General features: G+C 51.2%; 15 protein-coding genes. 13 read left to right on the top strand and 2 right to left on the bottom strand.

The features are described 5' to 3' along the window. Positions 1-23 precede the first annotated feature (23 nt). Positions 24-4,994, top strand: coding sequence for a DEAD/DEAH box helicase (locus AC13DD_RS14570; RefSeq protein ID WP_482931363.1), 4,971 nt, complete (start codon positions 24-26; stop codon positions 4,992-4,994). A gap of 1,239 nt (positions 4,995-6,233) precedes the next feature. On the opposite strand, the gene AC13DD_RS14565 is transcribed toward AC13DD_RS14570, so the two are convergent. After that, a complete protein-coding gene (locus AC13DD_RS14565) occupies positions 6,234-7,310 on the bottom strand; it encodes a PDDEXK nuclease domain-containing protein (RefSeq protein WP_227664051.1) in 1,077 nt (358 codons plus the stop codon). Positions 7,311-7,370: 60 nt separating this feature from the next. Between AC13DD_RS14565 and AC13DD_RS14560 the strand changes: the two genes are divergently transcribed. From AC13DD_RS14560 to AC13DD_RS14530, 7 genes are all read left to right on the top strand, one after another. After that, positions 7,371-7,580, top strand: a complete 210-nt coding sequence (locus AC13DD_RS14560; protein ID WP_011783419.1) for a transposase — start codon at positions 7,371-7,373, stop codon at positions 7,578-7,580. Between the two features lie 1,334 nt (positions 7,581-8,914). Then, a complete protein-coding gene (locus AC13DD_RS14555; RefSeq protein ID WP_011783420.1) occupies positions 8,915-9,241 on the top strand; it encodes a hypothetical protein in 327 nt (108 codons plus the stop codon). Between the two features lie 3 nt (positions 9,242-9,244). Next, positions 9,245-9,394, top strand: coding sequence for a hypothetical protein (locus AC13DD_RS14550; protein WP_157680784.1), 150 nt, complete (start codon positions 9,245-9,247; stop codon positions 9,392-9,394). Between the two features lie 332 nt (positions 9,395-9,726). Next, positions 9,727-9,960, top strand: a complete 234-nt coding sequence (locus tag AC13DD_RS14545) for a hypothetical protein (protein ID WP_482931341.1) — start codon at positions 9,727-9,729, stop codon at positions 9,958-9,960. Continuing rightward, entirely contained in the window at positions 9,960-10,289 is a 330-nt protein-coding gene (locus AC13DD_RS14540) for a hypothetical protein (RefSeq protein WP_227664050.1), read from the top strand. The genes AC13DD_RS14545 and AC13DD_RS14540 overlap by 1 nt, the downstream gene beginning before the upstream one ends. 2 nt (positions 10,290-10,291) lie before the next feature. Beyond that, complete coding sequence (locus AC13DD_RS14535; RefSeq protein ID WP_482931340.1) at positions 10,292-10,729, top strand: single-stranded DNA-binding protein; 438 nt, start codon at positions 10,292-10,294, stop codon at positions 10,727-10,729. Between the two features lie 73 nt (positions 10,730-10,802). Next, on the top strand, positions 10,803-10,994 hold the full coding sequence (locus tag AC13DD_RS14530; protein ID WP_041657523.1) for a hypothetical protein: 192 nt from the start codon (positions 10,803-10,805) through the stop codon (positions 10,992-10,994). Here AC13DD_RS14530 and AC13DD_RS14525 read toward each other — a convergent pair. Further along, positions 10,981-11,301: a hypothetical protein gene (locus AC13DD_RS14525; RefSeq protein ID WP_072678482.1), complete on the bottom strand. Its 321-nt coding sequence runs from the start codon at positions 11,299-11,301 to the stop codon at positions 10,981-10,983. The genes AC13DD_RS14530 and AC13DD_RS14525 overlap by 14 nt on opposite strands. Before the next feature lie 59 nt (positions 11,302-11,360). Between AC13DD_RS14525 and AC13DD_RS14520 the strand changes: the two genes are divergently transcribed. From AC13DD_RS14520 to AC13DD_RS14500, 5 genes are all read left to right on the top strand, one after another. Further along, positions 11,361-12,320, top strand: coding sequence for a recombinase RecT (locus tag AC13DD_RS14520; protein ID WP_072678483.1), 960 nt, complete (start codon positions 11,361-11,363; stop codon positions 12,318-12,320). Between the two features lie 82 nt (positions 12,321-12,402). Next, the gene (locus AC13DD_RS14515; RefSeq protein WP_482931339.1) at positions 12,403-12,687 is read left to right on the top strand and encodes a hypothetical protein; all 285 of its coding nucleotides are present in this window, start codon (positions 12,403-12,405) and stop codon (positions 12,685-12,687) included. Between the two features lie 68 nt (positions 12,688-12,755). Continuing rightward, entirely contained in the window at positions 12,756-13,760 is a 1,005-nt protein-coding gene (locus tag AC13DD_RS14510; RefSeq protein ID WP_482931338.1) for a YqaJ viral recombinase family nuclease, read from the top strand. 309 nt (positions 13,761-14,069) lie between these two features. After that, a complete protein-coding gene (locus AC13DD_RS14505; protein ID WP_011783427.1) occupies positions 14,070-15,035 on the top strand; it encodes an AAA family ATPase in 966 nt (321 codons plus the stop codon). Further along, entirely contained in the window at positions 15,032-15,769 is a 738-nt protein-coding gene (locus AC13DD_RS14500; RefSeq protein WP_199448487.1) for a hypothetical protein, read from the top strand. Before AC13DD_RS14505 ends, AC13DD_RS14500 begins: the two co-directional genes overlap by 4 nt. The last annotated feature ends 71 nt before the right edge of the window (positions 15,770-15,840 follow it).

Below are 15,840 nucleotides of genomic sequence, written 5' to 3'. Positions count from 1 at the left end.
AAACAATTGACCAAGGAATGATGATGACAGCCCTCCAAAGAATACTGTCGCAGTTCAGAGAAATGACGCTGACAGAGCGTGACAAGGGAACCAGCTTCGAGAACCTGATGGTTCAATACTTCAAAACGGAGCCCTTCTATAAAGAACAATATTCTGAGGTGCTGTCCTACTCCGACTGGGTTGACCGATACGGCACAAACCTTGGCATCAGCACGAAGAAAGATACCGGTATCGACCTAGTAGCCATCACCACCGATGGCGAGTTCCATGCAATTCAGTGCAAGAACTATTCACCAGACCACACGATCGGCAAAAGCGACATCGACAGTTTCTTCACAGCCTCCGGCAAAACCTACTTCAGTCACCGGATCATTGTCACAACGACGGATAAGTGGACGGGCAATGCCCAGGACTCCCTGGAGAATCAGCACCCACCCGTGTCCCGAATTGACCTCCATAACTTGGAAAACAGTGTCATCGACTGGTCGCAGTATCATGAGGATACAAAGCCAGTCCTCAAGGCTCAGAAGCAACTCCGTGAGCACCAGGTTGATGCTCTTAACGCTGCAGTGAGCGGGCTGAAGACCGCTGATCGCGGCAAGCTGATTATGGCCTGTGGCACAGGCAAGACGTTCACTTCGTTGAAGATAGCCGAAACAATGGCTGGTAAAGGTAAACGGGTACTTTTCCTTGTCCCCAGCCTCTCTCTACTTGGTCAGACACTCACCGAGTGGACTCAGGAATCAGCGATCCCCCTGAAAAGCTTTGCGGTCTGCTCAGATAGCGATGTCGGGAAGCGGCGCGGTAAAGATGATGACCGAGTGATTGCCGGCATCAGTGACCTGCAATATCCAGCCACCACCAACGCGGCTTCACTGCAGAAACACATGGCAGATCACCACAGCGGTGACGCTATGACTGTTGTGTTCTCCACCTATCACTCCATTGGGGTTCTGAACGAGGCTCAGACCACTGGAGCCAACCCGATCCCGGCCTTTGACCTAATCGTCTGCGACGAGGCGCACCGAACCACCGGTGCAACTTTTGACGGTGAGGAAGAATCAGCTTTTGTTCGAGTCCATGACAACAGCTACATCCAGGGCAAAAAACGCCTCTACATGACAGCAACCCCCCGCATCTATGGAGACGATGCCAAGAGCACCGAGAACGTCACACTATGCTCAATGGACGACAAGTCGCTATACGGAGAGGAACTGTATGTCATCACATTCTCCGAAGCCGTGGCCCGCAAGCTGCTCGTCGATTACAAGGTGATTGTCCTCGCTGTTGAGGAAACTCACGTCAACCGGCGCCTGCAGAGCCTTCTGAAAGACGCCGACAACTCACTCAAAGTGGATGATGCCGCAAAGATCGTGGGTTGCTGGAAAGCCTTATCGAAACAGGGCTTGGTTGAAACCATGGGGCAAGAGCCCGATCCCATGAAGCGAGCGGTCGCTTTTTGCCAGGTCATCGAAAAGGAATACAAGGGCAAAAACCACAAGGTCAGCTCGAAGCTGATCTCTGAGATGTTTGGTGCAGTAGTGTCGCAGTATCAGGAAGCCGAAATAGCAGCGCTCCGCGACAAAGATCCTGATGCCACGCTTGATCAGGCGTTGACCATGACCTGCGAGGCCGAACATGTCGACGGTGGCATGAACGCCAGTGAAAAGGAAGCCAAACTGGAATGGTTGAAGGCCACTACGGAGGACAATACCTGCCGTATTCTCTCGAATGTGCGCTGCTTGTCAGAAGGGGTTGATGTCCCCGCACTGGATGCCGTGCTATTCCTGACACCAAGATCCTCTCAAGTGGATGTGGTGCAGTCCGTTGGCCGGGTGATGCGCCTGGCTCCGGAAAAAGACCTGGGGTACGTGATTCTGCCGGTCGTTATTCCCGCGGGCGTTGAGCCCGAAGAAGCCCTTAATAATAACGAAACCTACCGCGTGGTTTGGCAGGTTCTAAACGCCCTTCGGTCACACGATGACCGCTTTGACGCCATGATCAACAAGCTGGAATTCAACGGCAGTATGCCCAGCAAGATGGAGGTCGTGGCAGTTGCAGACAAGGTGACGCCAAAAGCCACTAAAAAATCGACCAAAGAGCGTAAAGCCAGTCGTGCCAAGGGTGGACGTTCGATTGGGTCTAACGACCCGAACCCGAATCATCAGCAGGCAGAGCTGGTGTTCGAGGTCGGCGATATTGAGCGTGCGCTTTACGCCAAAATCGTTAAGAAATGTGGCAACAGGCACCACTGGGAAGACTGGGCAAATGATATTGCCAAGATCGCCAACACCCATATCGACCGGATCAGGGCGATATTGGAGGATGACAGCCACGTTGAGGAAATTGCCGCGTTCAATGCATTTGCAAATGAGCTACGCGACGACCTGAACAACAGCATTCCAGATGAAGAAATCATCGAAATGCTGGCCCAGCACCTGATCACCAAGCCCGTTTTTGATGCGTTGTTCGAAGAATATAGTTTTGCCAAACATAACCCCATGTCCCAGGCGATGCAGCAAGTTTTGGATAAACTGCATGAACATAGCCTGGACAAGGAGCGCAGCACACTGGAGTCTTTCTACGAATCGGTAAAGCTTCGGGCCGAAGGCATCAACAGCGCGGAAGGCAAGCAACGAATCATCGTGGAGCTCTACGACAAGTTCTTCCGAAACGCGTTTCCTCGGATGACGGATCGCCTGGGTATCGTGTACACCCCCATCGAGGTTGTCGACTTCATCCTCCACTCAGTGGAAGACGTTCTGAAAACCGAATTCAAAACCAGCATGGCCGATAAGAATGTCCATATTCTGGACCCCTTCACCGGCACGGGTACGTTCATCACTCGTTTGCTGCAAAGTGGCATTATCCCGCCAGATCGACTCCCCGAGAAATACAAAAACGAGATCCATGCCAACGAGCTAGTCCTTCTAGCCTACTACATTGCGGCGATCAACATTGAGGCAACCTACCACGGCATCCTGACGGGCAATCTTAGTGGCGAAAATGATGACCTGATCTTTGAGCCAGAATATGAGCCATTCAATGGTATCTGTCTGACCGATACCTTCCAGATGGGCGAAAAAGCTGACCTGGTTGATGAGCTTCTGGAAGAGAACAGTGCTCGGCGTAAGCGCCAACAGGAGCTTGATATTCGCGTAATTATTGGCAATCCGCCCTATTCATCAGGGCAAGAGTCAGCCAACGATAACAATGCCAATGTTCAATATCCAAAACTGGATGAACGAATTCGCAGTACCTATGCCGCCAGGTCATCTGCCACGAATAAGAATGCGCTCTATGACTCATACATACGGGCTATTCGATGGTCATCCGATCGCATCAAAGATCGTGGTGTGATCGGATTTGTGACCAATGGTGGGTTCATCGAGGCCAACACTGCTGATGGGCTTCGTAAGTGCCTGGTTGAAGAGTTCAGTAACCTTTACGTCTTCCATTTGCGAGGTAATGCACGAACCTCAGGCGAGCGACGTCGAAAAGAAAAAGACAACGTATTCGGACAAGGCACTCGCACGCCTATTGCCGTATCCATCCTGGTCAAAAATCCCCAATCTGCCGAGCACGGCAAGATCTACTTCCATGATATTGGGGATTACCTGACCCGCGAACAGAAACTCGAAACGGTTTCTGAGTTTGGTAGTATTTTGGGAATCAGTCAGCAAGTAGGCTGGCAAGCGATCGAGCCTGATGCGTTTGGAGACTGGTTGAATCAGCGTGATCCGTTTTTTGATACCTACATCAAAATGGGTGATAAAAAAGATAAAGTATCCTCAACAATTTTCGGGATATTTTCCAGTGGCCTACAAGCCAGAGGCGATGCTTGGTACTACAATTCGAGCGAATCCACCCTGAAAAAAAATATCAAAAAATCAGTAAGTTTCTTTAACTCCGAGGTGGACAGGTATGAATCAGAATACGATGGAAGCATACCGCTCAAGGACTTTGTAAAAGTCGATACTTCGAGCTTCTCGTGGTACGGCGACAACTACAAAGATGTTGCCAAGGGTATTCGTTTTAGTGTTTCTGACCAGTACCTACGAAAGTCACTATATCGACCATTTACTAAAATGATGGTGTATTTCGACCCGAAATTGATGCACAGGCCGGGGAAGTTCCCTCAAATTAAACCAGAAGAAAGTACGGAAAACCGAGTTATCTGCCTATCGCTTGCAGGGTCAAAAGATTTCTCAGTCCTGATTAGCGATGTAATTCCAGATCTTCACTTAATTGGCGATTCTCAGTGCTTTCCACTTTATATCTATGATATTTCGGAGGAGAAGGTAGATCTTCTCAATCAAGAAGATGAAGCATGTGGCCAGCAGAGAGATGCCATCACAAACGACGCACTGGACCATTTTCAATCTGCTTACCCTGGATCCACCATCACCAAGGAAGACATCTTTTATTATATATACGGCTTGCTGCACAGCGAGGAGTACCGCGAGCGCTACACCGACAACCTAATAAAGCAGCTGCCACGCATTCCCCGAATGAAACGATATGAAGACTTCGCGGCCTTTGCTCAGGCAGGCCGTGACTTGGCCGGCCTGCACCTGCAGTACGAAAGCGTTGATCTGAACACCGAGGCCAAACTTTCTGGACAGCTGGGGTTGCGAGTAACGGCTCAGGGCGTCAAAGGTGGGCAAGATGCCGACTTCAGGGTGACCAAAATGAAATTCGCCAAGCGAGGTGATAAATCCAAGGTCATCTACAACGGTAAAATCACCATCGAAAATATTCCGGAAGAAGCCTACGACTACGTCGTAAACGGTAAGCCGGCCCTGGAGTGGGTGATGGAACGTCAGGCGGTCACCACCGATAAAAAGTCTGGCATCGTCAACGATGCAAACGACTGGGCGATCGAAACCATGGGGAATCCACGGTACCCGCTTGAGCTGTTCCTGCGGGTGATTACGGTCAGCCTCAGAACCCAGGAGATTGTCAGGAATCTGCCGAAGCTGGATATCCTCTAGAAGCCATCTCCGATCAATTTAGGGTGCTCCTAGTCGCATTAAAGGAGCACTCTCACATCATCAAATACCGGTCTGAAACGGCAGAAAACTTGCCGCCCAATAATTCACCCTATTGCACTTGGCATTACTAATTAATTTTTTAAATAGAAATTCGCAAAAATCAAAACAACTATATGTTTTTAAATGAAAATATTGGCTAACACAATATTGTGAGTCTGTTTGGTAAGTAGGCTGACGAAGTGGCCAAAGGCAAGTATCATCAGTCCATCGCCTTTTATTAGGCGATAAAAAACCCCAGGACCGAAGTCCTGAGGTTTTAGCACGGGGTAAGGGCCTTCCGCCAAGAATGTTCCCTTACCAAATTCCAACCAGCCAATGAGGCTGATGGACTGAGAATAGTACAAAACGAGGCGCTTGTATGCCAATACCCTTTGGATCTATCGTCCCGTGATCGTTACGCCTCTTACCGTCACCTCACTGGCTATCTCGTACAGGAGATCAGCCATGGTCATCAGACCCGCTGTCTACGTTCGAGCCTACTTCCGAATGGTCAACGGCACGCTTCAGCGTGTTTGCGCCCATTTCCGGAGTTGGCCAAACCGCTAAATGAGGATGATGCCGAGGACATCCCTCGGCATCGCTAGAATCTTTTCATTGATGTGAGGTGACGCATGTCCAAAAAATACCGAAGCGCTGTAACAGGCCGTTATGTAACCGAGACCTTTGCCAAGAAACACCCGCGGGAAACCGTCGGTGAAAAGAGTAAACCGTCTCGGAAGAAAAAATAACGAAGTCGGCACAAGGACGTGCCCTGGAACCCGCTTCAGGCTCTGGTGGTCTCCCAAGTACACTGCGCATAATCGGACGTTATGGTGAATTCCCCGCAGCCATCAACGCCATTGAGAAAGAAAATCTTATTGTCCCGAGCGGACAGTTAGAAACCCTAAAGCTTGCGTTTTACCGCCGTCAAATCGCATCAAAACAGGGGTAAGTGGCAGTAATCCGGCACGTAGTGACAGCAATCAATCTGCTTTGGGTATTCATTTCCAGTGCCTGGGTGTGAAAACCGCCAAGGAGGCGGTTCTTTCGCCCCAAGCTGATCGCAACTGAATGCGCCTGCAAGGGGAGAGTCACTTAAGAAATATGCACCACCGGATTGGACTTAGCAACCCGGAAACCTGGGGGAAGGCTGGATTCCGCAACCCATGATCTCAGCGTCATTCCACGACGCTGAACCGTTCAATCATTGCTATTTATAGGCGAACTTGCCTGCTCAATCTGCTGCTGTACTAAGTTCCGCTCTCGTTCCAGCTCCCGCCGAAGCTCTTCTTCTGTAGGCAGGTAGGGCAGGTACTTAGCGGCAAACATCTGCTCACTGTCCGTGAGCACGGAGTATTTCACCACCGCCTCGCTTTTCTGGCTGCACAGGATCAGGCCAATCGTCGGGTTATCGTCGGCTCCCTTGCGGTGCTGGTCGTAGATGCGGATGTAACTGTCCATCTGACCGACATCCTGGTGAGTGAGCTTGCCCAGTTTGAGGTCCACCAGAAGAAAACACTTGAGCTTGAAGTTATAGAACACCAGGTCGATGAAGAAATCCTGATCATCGGTGCTGATGCGCTGCTGCCGGGCGACAAACGCGAATCCTTTGCCAAGCTCGAGCAGGAAAGCCTGAAGATTGTCGATCAGCCCCCGTTCGAGGTCAGCTTCCAAGTACCGTTCACCAGGCAGGTTAAGAAAATCCAGGACATAGGGGTCGCGCAGGTAGTTTTTGGCGTCCGGCTCGGACAATGGGCGTGTCTGGATCTTGGCCTCCTGCTTTACTGATGTCCGATCCTGACTACTTAGGAGCCGTTCGTAATACAGCGTACCGATCTGCCGTTCCAGCGCACGAACACTCCATCCCTCCTGGATCGCTTCTTGCTGGTACCATGCGCGAGCTTCAGGATTCTCAATGCGAGAAAGATGGTTGTAATGCGACCAGCTCAATTCGGGAGACACTGTCTCTCGATTTGGAAACGCTTCATAGAACCGACGCATATTACGCAGATTCGTGACATCAAAGCCTTTTCCAAACTCTTTGGTTAATTCTTGGGACAGACGCTGAAGCTGCTGCTTTCCATAGGCAGCTCGGGCCTCCCCCTGCTGTTCGTCCTCGATAATGAGCCGGCCAATATGCCAATAGGTCTGAACCATAGAGCTGTTGACCGCTCGCACGACTTGCTGCCTAGCCGTTTCAATCAGCCCCCGAATCTCTGTTAACAAGCGAGGGTTCGGCATCGTCATCGAAAATTCTTTGTTTGGTTCACGATCCATCTTCCGGTTCCTAACAGATTTCATGTAGTGGCATAGTGAATCTGGCCACCTGATGTTGAGTTGTATGATCACTCACATAATGAATCAGGTGAAGACGAAGACGAAAAAAAGAGGTCCTTCAGTCCGGAAGTCCATTTGGAGGCTGCCCAGCTGGTGGTCGAGCAGGGATACACGGTGAAAGCTGCCTGCGATGCCATGGGAGTCGGTAAAACTACCATGGAGTACTGTGTTCGAATACTTCGCTCCGAACACGCATGGCTTCCATTTTAGAGATAGTCTCGAGGTGTTCTGCATTCTGCGAGATATACTGACGGCATAAAACACTTCGTCCCACAGCCAAATTCATGGGGTCCAGCTGTGGCGCTCAGCTTTCCATCCATTAACACCCGAGGGTGATCGGCGAAGCTCTTGTAGTGGTTAAAAATGAGAAATCGATGTAAGGATAGGTCATGAGCAGAAAAGCTACGGGACCGGTATTTGTTCTTCCAGACGAGCCGGTCGCTCGGTTTTCACCAGAGATGGAGTCGTGCTTCGAGATGCTGCACCGAGCAGTTTCACGAGGAGTCGAAATCCCAGATACGGTGGACTCAATTGTGGGATTAGTGAAACAGCTAAAGAGTCTTTACTACATCATGCGGGATCACTTCGAAGCTGATGATGGCATTTCTCAGACTGTAGCTGAAGCGCTGCCGGAAATCGAGATTGGGCCGGTGACGACTATGCTGTCCTCGTGGGAGCAGAATCACGCCGTAGGGAGTCGCGAGTACGAGCAAAGAAATTATCAGACGACTCAAGTGCCACTGTATACGGATCCCGCAGACCGGTTTCATGGGTACGTGGACTGCTGGCGGCTATACCGTGTTTGGCTCTTTGAAGCGAATCGAGCACTCACAATATGTAGAACACGGATATCAGATGAGGCCCCAGATCAGCCACTAAGGCGCTATGATTGGCTGATATAGCAAAGGGGGGCATATTCTGTTTGCTGACCGAAAAAGGATCTTAAAAGGATATTTCCTCAGCTGATATTCGAAATAAATCTCAGTAACCTTAATCGACGATAATCAACGTTGGTACTGAGCGCCTGGCGCGGCCACCCCAAAATTTTGCTATTTGTACCTCCCGTACCCACTGCACTGCTCCAGCTTTCCAGCAGAAGCCCGTAAAAAGCACCAGATCTGTATTGCGGCCAGTGACATCTCTCGCAAGCTACAGGTAACAATCCTGAGCATTTTGCTCGAATAACTGCTTGTCAGGTGCAGACCGGTGTTGTAACTTTCTCATTGATGCCTCACCGAGTCGACCCTGGCATCAGGCTCATAGCCAGACTCAAACCTCCCGTATCCTCGCATCTGCGTTGTTCAACCCTGTAGTTCTGTTCTTCAGTGCATCTCTTGCTGCTGGATTTTCTCGCTATAAGCCAGAACTCCGGTCATGCCGTGCTTTTTTCTTTGAGAGGGCAGGGCTGACCGTGTAAACGGCGATCTCCGGAATCTTGTTGCTGCAGTTCTGCGAACTCGGCACCTGATAAGCATCCCCAACCTAGCCACGAAACGGATGCGATTGCTGCGGCAATCTGGCTTAACGCTCAACCGGAGAAAACCATGTTCACATCAAATCAAAAGCTGTACATCAGCTCAAAAACCAACGCTGCCCGCTGGAGAGCTGTTTCAATGGCGGTAACCAGTTTTACTGTGTTACCCATCAGCCTGTCTCTTTGGGAAGTCATGATCAACTCTGACATCCTGAAGCTGGCGATCTATATGATCTTTGCGATCATCATTCTCGCCATACGGGTCATTGTTGCTGGTAAGGTCGCTTATCACACAACCGTTGTTGAACTCTTACGAACCCGTCTGGACCATCCCCCCAATTCCCCAAAGGAGTTGAAGGATGATCAAGAATCAACCAAACTGACAGGAGGTTCATAAGCTATGGAGGCTCAAGTGATAGTCTTTGTAGGTGTTTTAACAGCGCTCATCGTCGTCGGAATCGCAGTGGCTGCGAGAATTGATACTCTCAATCATCGCAAACTACTGGCCGAAGCCGATAAAGAGCACGGCCATACCGCACATCAGTCCTGAGTCTTCCGACTCTATTCTCCTCGCTTCTCGCGAACTCCCCCAGACAGTACGCGCAACTGACTCGAGCTGCTTAACCTCAGCCCGGTGTCTTTGCGTGTCTGTCTTTATCTCACCTGGTACGCCAATTCTCACGCCCTAGTGTTCCGAGGCCACTGCGGCCTGTGTCCCTGTCAACGGATACAGACTTGAGTGTGTCCTCAGTGAAGCTTTCCAAGAATCTTGCTGCTGACCGTTCATAGAACGCCGGCGCCTGATAAGCATCCCCAACTAAGCCATGAAATGGATGCGATTGCTGCGGCAATCTGGTTTCACACTCAAAAAAGGAACGCTTCATGAATCTTCATGAAATCGATGCTCCCAAGCATCACTCTACCCACGCCAACAAAATCGGGCACTTAATCAAACTGGCCATCGAGAAAAGCACCTATGGGCGCTATATCGTGGCCACCTCGCAAGCTGGTGAAGTGTTGGTTCTTCCTCACTTCAACGCTTCGACCAGAAATGACCTGACCTGGGTGTATGACACCGAGTTCGGCTATGTCTTTTCGACTAAACGGAGTGCGTGATGGAACTGTTGATCGGTTTGTTTGCGCTTTTCTGGTTCTGCTTCGGCAGCCTGGTTGTCTTCAATGCCATGAGATGGGGCACCGCTCTTAGCGATCGCCTACTCGTGGTTACGGGGCAAACCCTGAAATGGGCCCTTCAGCACTGTGTTAAAGGGCTTGTCCTTCTGATTCGGTATGCATTTAGCCGCGTCAAGAAACCTGAACACATGGCTATCCGGCCAATTATTGCTACGCCTCTCGAACTTGAGCACATGCGTAGGCAGCAACTCATTCAGTCCAACAGCCGTGTGCCTGTTGAGATTGAATACACTCCACCCAAGAGGAAATGATTATGTATCAGAGAGTCCAGCTCATCGGCCGACTTGGCCAGAAAGATGTTCGCTCTACGCCAACCGGCACCCAGGTTGTCTCTTATTCTGTCGCTACATCCAAGTCCATCAAGGACAAGGAATCGCAGCAATGGAAAGAAACAACCGAATGGCATCGCTGTGTTTCATTCGGTAAAGCCGCTGAACACATCGCGATGAATATCGAACCTGGGGATCTTCTGCTCATTGAAGGCGAATTGAAAACCCGTCAATGGCGAAGTCAGAACGGAGAAGATCGGTTTACCACGGAAATTATGGTGAACGACTTCCCGAAAAAGCTCCCGAAGTATTTCAAACGAGATGCTCAGGGCGCCCAGAACGGTCTTGCCGTACCTTCAGGTCAGACTTCACAGGAGAGCCCGCCCATCGACAATTACGATTGGGACGACATTCGGCTGTAGTGAAGTAGACCAATAAACCCGGATGGGGACTTTCCCCTGACCGGAGAGCCCCATCCTTTTCAAAGGAACAGCCATGGGGTTTTCAAGAAAAGAGGTCCATTACTGGCTGGAGACAGCGAGTGATGAGCAGCTCAAACGGCACCTGGCAAATTCGCAAGAAATGCTTGTGCTACTCACCAACCGGGAGCAGATCAAATCGCTGAAGTGGCTTCGCGCCAGAATCATCGAAGAGATCAATGCCCGTGCCGAGGCTAAACAATCCTGAACGATTGTTTGCGCTTCATCTTTTCAATCAGAGCTTTCTGCTCTTCATCTGAACCAAACGCAATGGATCGCACGGCCTGCCACTCTGTGGTGTTCGGCTGACCTTCCAGCATTCGGTCAGTTTGCTCTCTGAGGTACTCCAGAAAGTAAGGCCCCGCGGCCTTTCTGCTCTGAAGGTACTCCTCATAGGACTTGATGGACTTTGGATCAATGCCCGCTTTTGCCAGCAAAGGCCCCTGTTCCTCAAGCCCAACCGATGTGAACCGAAAATTGCCTGCGTCATCGACGATGTAATGGTTGGTCTGCATCAACTCTCACCTCTTCAGGGATTATCCCCCTGAACACTCAACTCGCAAGGGATCATTTTATGACTCACACACCGCAAGTCGTGAAACCCGCTCAGTGGCATCAGGCCATTGAATCCTCAAAAGAGAAGTTTTCCGGCTCCGGCCTGGACTTCAAGCAAGAGCAGATCTTTGCCACTCAGCAGTTAATGAACAATTCATACCTGCTCGATGTCGCAAAGAATAACCCGTCTAGCCTCAGGCTCGCGATGTACAACGTCGCGGCTGTGGGCTTAACCCTCAACCCAAACCAGGGTCTGGCCTATCTCGTTCCACGCAGATTGCGCCGAAACGAAGACGCCAAGGTCATGCTCGATATCTCTTATCGCGGCCTGATCGCAATCGGCGTTGAAACTGGTGCTATCCGGTGGGCCAAGGCCGAACTCGTCTATGAGAATGATGAGTTCACCTACAAAGGCCCCGCCGATAAACCCGATCACAAATGCGATCCGTTTTCGACGGATCGAGGCGCTATTCGCGGGGGTTACTGCCTTGCGGAGCTGCCTTCCGGTGGCGTTCTCGTTGAAGCTATGTCCAAGGCGGACATGGATAAAATTCGGGATGTCAGCGAAGCCTTCAAAAAAGGCTTTGGACCATGGGTTGATTGGGCTGAACAAATGATGCTCAAGAGCATTGTCAAACGAGCGAGCAAATGGTGGCCGATGTCGACGCCCCGTATGGCCCGGGCCCTTCAGATTCTCAATGAGGAAAATGGAGAAGGCCTGGCTGTGCTGGCAAACAATGTCGTCTCACCGGCTGCTCTTCCTGCACCACCGCCACGTGACGAGGTATCCATCGCTGTTCAAAACACCGTGAAACAACTGGTGGACCGGGCAGTGCAACAAAATGCCTTCGAAGCGTGCAAAGAAGTTATGGAAAGTCGAATCAAACAGCCAGCAGAGCTGGCCTGGGCGTTCGACGAGCTTGAAAAAGCCAGAACCGAGTGCAACTCGGACATCAGCGATCAAGCAGTCAATTCCTAACCATCTATAAACCACCCAAGGGGGTCATGAGCCTCCTTAGGAGTGTTCATCCCCCCTCTTAACCCTCAAGAGGACTTAACCGATGAACACTCAACGCAAACCCGTGATGTTTTACTTTGAACGCTTGGAACAAATGCGTGACTTTGGCTCGTTCAGGGTCGAAGCGGTTTTTGAGTCTCACAAGGAAGCTGAGCAATCCGACGGGAAACCAGCCTGGTATTCCGTCATTGGTCAATTCAGGCCTGACGTTCAGTTTCAGTATCCGGAGTTCCCGGTTGCTGATTTTCCGTGTGAAAACTACGCGAAGTTGTTCGCCGAAATATGCGAGCAGTACATCACAGACCAAGCGATCGCAATGACCGCTTAATCACTCAACCTTCCCAATGGGGTAATGCACCCCTTTGGGCGGCATTACCCCGATCAGGAGATCTCGTAATGCCGAAAATGACTGTAGTAGACCTGAACCAGCGTTCAGACGAATGGTTGAACTGGAGAAGTCTGGGGGTCACCGCCACCGACATTCCCGTCATTCTGGGACTCAGTCCTTACAAGACCGTTTGGCAGCTCTGGGCTGAGAAAACAGGTCGCATTAACCCACCAGATCTCTCTGGTAGTCCCAACATCCAGCGGGGCATTGCTCTGGAGGATGAGGCGCGCAAGGTCGCAGAAAACCGTTACGGTGAAATTCTGCTGCCGGTGTGCGGCGAATGTTCGCGATGGGATGTACTTCGTGCGTCATTCGATGGCATCGATTCACACAATCAGCCTTATGAGTTCAAAGCGCCCTCCAAAGCAGTCTGGGAGGATCTTGAAGCCAACGGCGTTGCGTCACCGACATTCAAGCTTTACGAAGCCCAGGTGCAGGCACAGTTAACTGTTGCTGGCACCCGTGTCGGACGGCTGATTTTCTACCGTGAAGACGGTTCGGATCAGGATTTCGAGATTAGACTGACGCCTGAACGCGAGAACCAGATTCTGGAAGCGGCCAAGCAGTTCTGGGAACAAGTCCAGACCAAAACCCCTCCTGAACTGGACCCTGATCGTGACTGGTATATACCGGAAAGCGGAACGGAAAAGTTCAAGTGGGAAGCCTATGCCGATGCCTGGCGCAGCCAGCAGCATCGCATCAGGAAACTGAAGGACGAACTGAAGGCCTTGGAAAAAGACCAGAAGGGCGTCCAGCGTGCTATGACCGATCTGATGGGGGCGTTTCAACGCGCGGATATCGGAGGTGTCAAAGTTACGCGGTTTGAGAAGGCCGGCAGCATCGACTACCTCGCTTATCTGCGGGATACCTTCCCAGGTAAAGATGTGAGTAGCGAACTGGAACCCTATCGCAAACCAACTCGGGAAGAAGTTCGCTTCACCAAGTCAGAAGATGATTTGGTCAACCCCGCAGTTGATGAGCTGGTGACGTCAGTGAAGGCCGCTTACTTCTAATCCACTGCATGACTGTTCCGGGGTTTACCCCTCGGAACAGCTCATTTTCCGCTTTGTATCTGTCTCCCCTATGTTCTTCTTGGATAGGGCCATAGGGAAGGCGGTTACCTGGCTCCAGGCAACTCCGAAAGCATTTTGTTCGTGCTTGCACGACAAAATAAGTGTCTATCCCGGATATTGAAACGGACACGACGGCTACGGCTGTATATCCACACTCTTCAAATCTTTACCAGCCAGTAGGCCATCATCACCTACTGGGTGGTTGATGCGCTCTGGTTCGGTGAGAAGCCTCACTCAAGGAGCCTTTTTATGACTGTACGCGACCAAGCTATGGCTATTCGCAACACCTTTAACCTGGACGTCCCGGTCGAAGTGCTGACCGCTGGATTCTCTGACATCAACAACCCGTTTATCCCAAAACGAAATGACGGTTATGTATTTCGCAGGGAGACACTGAGGGACATCCTGAGTTTTCTGGATGATCCCGATGGTGACGGTTTGTACTTTTCCGGTCATTACGGGGCCGGAAAAACCACCTTGCCGTACCAAGTCGCCTCACGCCTTAACTGGCCGGTGCAGAGTTTTACTGCGCACTCGCGCATGGAATTCGATGACCTGGTGGGCACTTGGAAACTGGTCAATGGATCTATGGAGTTCGTCTACGGACCCCTTTCCATCGCCATGCGTGACGGCCATCTCTTTATTTTGAACGAGATTGACCGAGCTGATCCTGGTCAGCTAGCGGCTCTCCACGATGTCCTTGAAGGACACCCGCTGGTCATTGCGACAAACGGGGGAGAGATCATTCACGCCCATGAAAACTTTCGGTTCATCGTAAACGGCAACAGCCTCGGTTCTGGCGACAGCACCGGGCTGTATCAAGGCGTTAACCAGCTTGATATTGCCTTTCTGGATCGTTTCAGGATGGTTGAAGTGGACTATCCAACCGAGGATGTCGAACTGATGATCCTCGAACAGAAAACCCCGGAGCTGCCCGAAGAAATCCGCCGGAATATGGTTCGCGTTGCGAATCAGATCCGCAGGCTATTCATCGGCGGTGAAGAATCAGCGACACCGCTGACCGTCACCATGTCCACTCGTACGTTGTGCCGGTGGGCAAAGCTGTCTCTGAGTTTTCGTAATGCACCAAACGCTCTGGCCTACGCGCTTAAGCAGTCTCTGACCGCAAAAGCCGAACCTGAGCAGCGAATTGCCATCGAGCAGATCGCGAAGGACGTTTTTGGTTCGAACTGGACACAGGGAGATACCCAATGAGCGGATCGATTACCGTCCTGCACTACCGGGACTCAACCTCAGACAAGATCTGGGCCATCGACAGTAAGCCTAATTCGGATGGGGGTCATGACATCTGGTATGGCCGCCGTGGTTCCAGTCTCCGCTATTCGCCAACGAGTGACAGCAATTGGCGGAAACGGCTGAACGATAAGCTAGGCAAAGGTTACACCCGGGCAGAAGGCCTGACCGTGGACCCCGAAACCTGCCGCGTGATCGCTCTTTCCGAAGAGCAGAACTCGCTTCCCTCATCCTTGTGGTATCACGTCAGTTCGAAGGTCTCTGACCATCAAATGCGTGACTGGCTGGACGCCACAAGCGATCGTTTTGCAGAGCAATTCTGCGATATGGCTGAAGAACTGGAGCAGTTGCCGGTTTATCAGTCGATTTACCATGGCAAGTACAGTGGCGGCGCTGAAATCAGCGAAGGGCCCCTGGCATTGCTTCTTCTGTTTGCATTTCGGCGCCACTTCCGGAAATCCGATACCTCGGACACCCTGCGTGGCCCGGTTCAGATTGCAGACGACAACAACCAACTTCTGACCTCGGACTTTGATGAGCTCATCGAGCTTATCGCCAAAGGATCAGAATTCGCGGCGCTGCGTCAGCGCTGCACCGAATCGGATTTCAAAAAATACGGTGTTGCACTGGGCGCATGTGATGCCCCGGTTGATCTGAATGCCATCTGTTCCGACACCAAAGCCGCATTTTTCTGAAATCGACACTGAACCTCCAGGCTCATTGAGCCAAACCTCATACCCGCCGGAATCCCGGCGGTCACCACCTT

This window comes from Marinobacter sp. L-13, from assembly GCF_056857715.1.
This window is presented reverse-complemented; position numbering and strand designations above follow the sequence as displayed.

Bases quoted from the DNA above. Each gene is read 5' to 3' on its own strand.
- AC13DD_RS14570 (WP_482931363.1), top strand. From the start codon at position 24: ATGACAGCCCTCCAAAGAATACTGTCGCAGTTCAGAGAAATGACGCTG.
- AC13DD_RS14565 (WP_227664051.1), bottom strand. From the start codon at position 7,310: ATGGATCGTGAACCAAACAAAGAATTTTCGATGACGATGCCGAACCCT.
- AC13DD_RS14555 (WP_011783420.1), top strand. From the start codon at position 8,915: ATGTTCACATCAAATCAAAAGCTGTACATCAGCTCAAAAACCAACGCT.
- AC13DD_RS14550 (WP_157680784.1), top strand. From the start codon at position 9,245: ATGGAGGCTCAAGTGATAGTCTTTGTAGGTGTTTTAACAGCGCTCATC.
- AC13DD_RS14545 (WP_482931341.1), top strand. From the start codon at position 9,727: ATGAATCTTCATGAAATCGATGCTCCCAAGCATCACTCTACCCACGCC.
- AC13DD_RS14540 (WP_227664050.1), top strand. From the start codon at position 9,960: ATGGAACTGTTGATCGGTTTGTTTGCGCTTTTCTGGTTCTGCTTCGGC.
- AC13DD_RS14535 (WP_482931340.1), top strand. From the start codon at position 10,292: ATGTATCAGAGAGTCCAGCTCATCGGCCGACTTGGCCAGAAAGATGTT.
- AC13DD_RS14530 (WP_041657523.1), top strand. From the start codon at position 10,803: ATGGGGTTTTCAAGAAAAGAGGTCCATTACTGGCTGGAGACAGCGAGT.
- AC13DD_RS14525 (WP_072678482.1), bottom strand. From the start codon at position 11,301: ATGCAGACCAACCATTACATCGTCGATGACGCAGGCAATTTTCGGTTC.
- AC13DD_RS14520 (WP_072678483.1), top strand. From the start codon at position 11,361: ATGACTCACACACCGCAAGTCGTGAAACCCGCTCAGTGGCATCAGGCC.
- AC13DD_RS14515 (WP_482931339.1), top strand. From the start codon at position 12,403: ATGAACACTCAACGCAAACCCGTGATGTTTTACTTTGAACGCTTGGAA.
- AC13DD_RS14510 (WP_482931338.1), top strand. From the start codon at position 12,756: ATGCCGAAAATGACTGTAGTAGACCTGAACCAGCGTTCAGACGAATGG.
- AC13DD_RS14505 (WP_011783427.1), top strand. From the start codon at position 14,070: ATGACTGTACGCGACCAAGCTATGGCTATTCGCAACACCTTTAACCTG.
- AC13DD_RS14500 (WP_199448487.1), top strand. From the start codon at position 15,032: ATGAGCGGATCGATTACCGTCCTGCACTACCGGGACTCAACCTCAGAC.